The sequence below is a fragment of the Actinomadura bangladeshensis genome, assembly GCF_004348335.1.
GTDB classification, from domain to species: domain Bacteria; phylum Actinomycetota; class Actinomycetes; order Streptosporangiales; family Streptosporangiaceae; genus Spirillospora; species Spirillospora bangladeshensis.
Genome location: NZ_SMJW01000437.1, coordinates 1 through 3,784 on the forward strand (window position 1 = coordinate 1; position 3,784 = coordinate 3,784).

4 protein-coding genes and 1 pseudogene are annotated in these 3,784 nt (G+C 69.2%); 3 read left to right on the plus strand and 2 right to left on the minus strand.

Annotation, left to right across the window (positions count from 1 at the left end; translation table 11 throughout):
• Nucleotides 1-185 precede the first annotated feature (185 nt).
• A pseudogene (locus tag E1284_RS39360) lies at nt 186-863 on the minus strand (zinc-binding dehydrogenase); the annotation flags it as partial.
• Nucleotides 864-865: 2 nt separating this feature from the next.
• Here E1284_RS39360 and E1284_RS39365 point away from each other — a divergent pair.
• Both E1284_RS39365 and E1284_RS39370 read left to right on the plus strand, forming a co-directional pair.
• Nucleotides 866-1,108, plus strand: coding sequence for an alcohol dehydrogenase catalytic domain-containing protein (locus E1284_RS39365; RefSeq protein ID WP_243715019.1), 243 nt, complete (start codon nt 866-868; stop codon nt 1,106-1,108).
• A 54-nt stretch (nt 1,109-1,162) separates the two neighbouring features.
• Nucleotides 1,163-2,047, plus strand: a complete 885-nt coding sequence (locus E1284_RS39370; RefSeq protein ID WP_131945226.1) for a helix-turn-helix transcriptional regulator — start codon at nt 1,163-1,165, stop codon at nt 2,045-2,047.
• Nucleotides 2,048-2,128: 81 nt separating this feature from the next.
• On the opposite strand, the gene E1284_RS39375 is transcribed toward E1284_RS39370, so the two are convergent.
• Entirely contained in the window at nt 2,129-3,169 is a 1,041-nt protein-coding gene (locus tag E1284_RS39375; protein WP_243715020.1) for an LLM class flavin-dependent oxidoreductase, read from the minus strand.
• Between the two features lie 280 nt (nt 3,170-3,449).
• Here E1284_RS39375 and E1284_RS39380 point away from each other — a divergent pair, with 280 nt between their 5' ends.
• Complete coding sequence (locus E1284_RS39380) at nt 3,450-3,656, plus strand: hypervirulence associated TUDOR domain-containing protein (RefSeq protein ID WP_131945227.1); 207 nt, start codon at nt 3,450-3,452, stop codon at nt 3,654-3,656.
• Nucleotides 3,657-3,784 lie beyond the last annotated feature (128 nt).

Consider the following 3,784-nt stretch of genomic DNA (forward strand, 5'->3'; position numbering starts at 1 on the left):
GCCCCCTTCCGATCTCACCGGACCCCTCCCCCTCGCAGCAGACCAGCCCTCCGGGTCAGGGGCCTCATCTCCATGAGGAGCACCGCGGCGGCAGGTGAGTGCCCACTAGGGACGCGGCTGCCGCAGCACACCGGGGTGGAGCGCTCGACCGGCCCGCCCGGCGCATGAAGTGCACCAGGACGCGGTCAGGGCTTCAGAAGGGCCTTGATGGCGCGGCGTTCGTCCATGGCCTTGTAGCCCTCGGCGACCTGCTCCAGAGGAAGGGTGAGGTCGAAGACCTTGCCCGGGTCGATGGCGCCGGTCAGGACGCGGTCGATCAGGTCGGGCAGGTAGCGGCGCACGGGGGCGGGGCCGCCGCGCAGGCCGGCGTGGGAGAAGAACAACTCCCGCCCGTCAACGGTCACTCCGTGAGGGACGCCGACGAAGCCGACATCGCCGCCCGGTCGCACAGAGCGCAGGGCCTGCCGCATCGCTTCGGGGGTGCCGACGCACTCCAGCACGCTGTCGGCGCCGATCCCGCCGGTCAGCTCCTTGATCTGGGCTGCACCGTCCTCGCCGCGCTCGGTGACGATGTCGGTCGCACCGAACTCGCGGGCCAGCTTCTGCCGGGTCTCGTGCCGGGACATGGCGATGATCCGTCCAGCACCCATCTGTTCGGCGGCGATCACCGCGCACAGGCCGACCGCGCCGTCTCCGACGACCACAGCGGTGGAACCGGGCCCGACCCCGGCGGCGTCGGCGGCCCACCAGCCGGTGCCCATCACGTCCGAAACGGCCAGCAGCCCCGGCCACAGCGACGCGTCGGGAATCTCATCGGTGGCCACCAGCGTGCCTTGCGCATTGGGGATGCGGACGTAGTCGGACCATGGACGACCCGAAGATCCTCCACCCCACCGACGCGATCATCCGCACCGCGGTGACCTGCGTGCGCGGATCGGACCTGTGGCCCTACCGCGGTGCGGAGCCGACCGATGCGGCGCATCCGATGGGGCACGAGTACGTCGGTTTCGTGGAGGAGGTCGGATCGCAGGTGACCGCGGTGAAACCGGGCCAGTTCGTCGTCGGCTCGTTCGCGACCTCGGACAACACCTGCGCCAATCACCCGTGAAGGGTGTACTGGAGGTAGACCCCTCGGGCCGCGGGCAGCACGTAACGTCGAGGTGTGGACAACCGTGACGAGGTCCGCGAGTTCCTGACCTCGCGGCGCGCGAAGATCACTCCCGAGCGGGCCGGTCTGCCCCCCGGGTCGCGGCGCCGGGTGCCGGGACTTCGCCGCAGCGAGGTCGCGGCCCTGGCCGACATGAGCGTCGAGTACTACGCCAAGCTGGAGCGCGGCCACCTCGCCGGCGTCTCCCCCGCCGTCCTGGAAGCCCTCGCCCGCGCCCTACGGCTGGACGACGCCGAACGCGCCCACCTGCTGAACCTGGCCCAGGCCGCCGATGGCACCGACGCCCTCACCCGCCCCCGCCGGCGACGCACCAAAGACCAGTGGAAACCGCACCGCAGCCTGCAATGGACACTGGACGCCATCACCGCCGGGCCGGCGTTCGTGCGCAACGGCCGCTTGGACATCCTCGCCGCCAACCCGCTCGGCCGCGCCTTCTTCGCCGACGTCTACGCCGCACCCGGCAACCAGGCCAACATGGCCCGCTTCAACTTCCTCGACCCCGCCTCCCACCGCTTCTACCCCGACTGGGACCAGGCCGCCGACACCGTCGTCGCCATCCTTCGCACCGAAGCCGGACGCAACCCCCACGACAAGGACCTGCACGACCTGGTCGGCGAACTCTGCACCCGCAGCGACGAGTTCCGCACCCGCTGGGGCGCCCACAACGTCCGCCACCACGGCACCGGCACCAAACGCTTCCACCACCAGGCCGTCGGCGACCTCACCCTCGCCTACGAGGGCCTGGAGATGGCCGCCGAACCCGGCCTCACCCTCACCATCTACACCGCCCAACCCGGATCCACCTCCGAAGAAGGCCTGCGCCTCCTCGCCTCCTGGACCGCCACCCCTCAGAAGGCCGTCCCCGGTCATGGTGTGTGATTGAGCGATGCCGTCGATGATCAGCAGGGCACCGCGGTCGGGACGTCCGCGCATGCCGTGATGGGCGGGGGTGGCCTGGCGTCAGCGCCAGCCGAGGTCGGGGGCCACGTGGGTCAGGATGTTCTCTAGGACGTGTGCGTTGTAGTCCACGCCGAGCTGGTTGGGGACCGTGAGCAGGAGTGTGTCGGCGGCTTGAATGGCCTCGTCGGCGGCGAGCTGCTTGACCAGGACGTCCGGTTCGGCGGCGTACGAGCGGCCGAAGACCGCTCGGGTCTTCTCGTCGATCATGCCGATCTGGTCGCTCGAGTCGGCGTTCCGGCCGAAGTAGGCGCGGTCCAGGTCGCTGGTGAGCGCGAAGACGCTGCGGCTGACCGACACCCGCGGCTCCCGCTGGTGGCCGGCGTCCTTCCACGCCTGCCGGTAGGCCTCGATCTGCTTGCGCTGCTGGACGTGCAGCGGCTCGCCGGTCTCGTCGTCCTTGAGCGTGGAGCTCTGCAGGTTCATGCCCAGCCCGGCCGCCCACACACCGGTGGCATTGGAGCCGGAGCCCCACCAGATGCGGTCGCGCAGGCCCTCGGAATGCGGCTCGATGCGCAGCAGCCCGGGCGGATTGGGGAACATCGGGCGCGGATTCGGCTGGGCGAAGCCCTTGCCCTGCAGGACCGTCAGCAGAACCTCGGTGTGCTTGCGCGCCATGTCGGCATCGCTGTCGCCCTCGGACGGCTCATACCCGAAGTACCGCCATCCGTCGACGACCTGCTCTGGCGACCCCCGGCTGATGCCCAGTTGCAGCCGTCCACCGGAGATCAGATCGGCGGCCCCGGCGTTCTCGGCGAAGTACAGCGGGTTCTCGTAGCGCATGTCGATCACGCCGGTGCCGATCTCGATGCGCGAGGTCTTCGCGCCGATCGCGGACAGCAGCGGAAGCGGAGAGGCCAGCTGCCTGGCGAAATGGTGCACCCGGAAGTAGGCGCCGTCGGCACCCAGTTCCTCTGCCGCCACGGCGAGATCGACCGACTGCAGCAGCGCGTCCGCCGCCGACCGGGTCTGCGAGCCCGCGCCGTCACTCCAGTGACCGAACGAGAGAAAACCGATCTTCTTCACACCCACACCAACCACCACGGCGCCCACGAGATTCCAGCACGGACCACCGCACGGCCGCCAGGTCGTCCCGTCCCATCGTCAAGGCCTGCCAGGACCTCAACAGCGGTGCGGCCGAGGGCGGCTGCGCCCTCCCGCCCGCAATGACCAGCCGCCCGCGAAAGCCGCCTGCCCGGGCCCGCGCGTGAATGAGCCGGCGCCCGGCCTCACTGATGGTGGTACGAACGTGAAAACAAGTGCCGTGCGGGTAGGGCCTGGGGACCGGAACCGACCGGTACTCGAGTGGAAAGGGGAAGGAGCGATGGAGCAGTTCTCCGTGGGCGATCACGTGAGGTGGAACTCGGAAGCAGGATATGTGGAAGGCGTGATCATCAGAAAGCACACGAAGGACGTCGAGTACAAGGGTCACATGCGCCGCTGCAGCAAGGACGATCCGCAGTACGAGATTCACAGTGACAAGACCGACCATATCGCCATGCACAAGGGGAAGGCTCTGACGAAACTGTAGACGGGCCGAAGTGGCATAACGCCGTCTCCACGCTTTGAGACATCCGATCTTCGTAGGTGTCAAGCGGCGGTTTCGTCGTAGCTCTCTGGGGCGGCTGCAAGGGGTGGTGGCCAGTGGTGGACGGGGGC